At 32.5% G+C, this 271-nt stretch carries 1 protein-coding gene; it reads right to left on the reverse strand.

The window, feature by feature from the left end:
- Positions 1–241: hypothetical protein (locus AAEY78_RS13195; RefSeq protein ID WP_352339753.1), on the reverse strand; the 241-nt coding region annotated here is incomplete at its 3' end.
- Positions 242–271 lie beyond the last annotated feature (30 nt).

Consider the following 271-nt stretch of genomic DNA (forward strand, 5'->3'; position numbering starts at 1 on the left):
GTCTATATCCATAGTCAGCAACGACAAAAAGAGTTACTCCAGATTTTATATATTCATCAAGTTCTTCTTTAGTCGGTCTTAAAGAATGTGTCATTATCTTATGTATGCCACAAATTCGTTTAACGATACTTGCGTTTTCCTCTACATCATTAATATAAACAGCTTCAACACTAAAGCCTTGGTTAACCATAAATGTTAAACAGTTTGAAAAGAGATTATTTCCGAAATAGAGGACTTTCATATTCAATTGATCCATTCGATAGCGCTAAAG

The sequence above is a fragment of the Psychrobacter sp. 16-MNA-CIBAN-0192 genome (genome assembly GCF_040309565.1).
Classification (GTDB): domain Bacteria; phylum Pseudomonadota; class Gammaproteobacteria; order Pseudomonadales; family Moraxellaceae; genus Psychrobacter.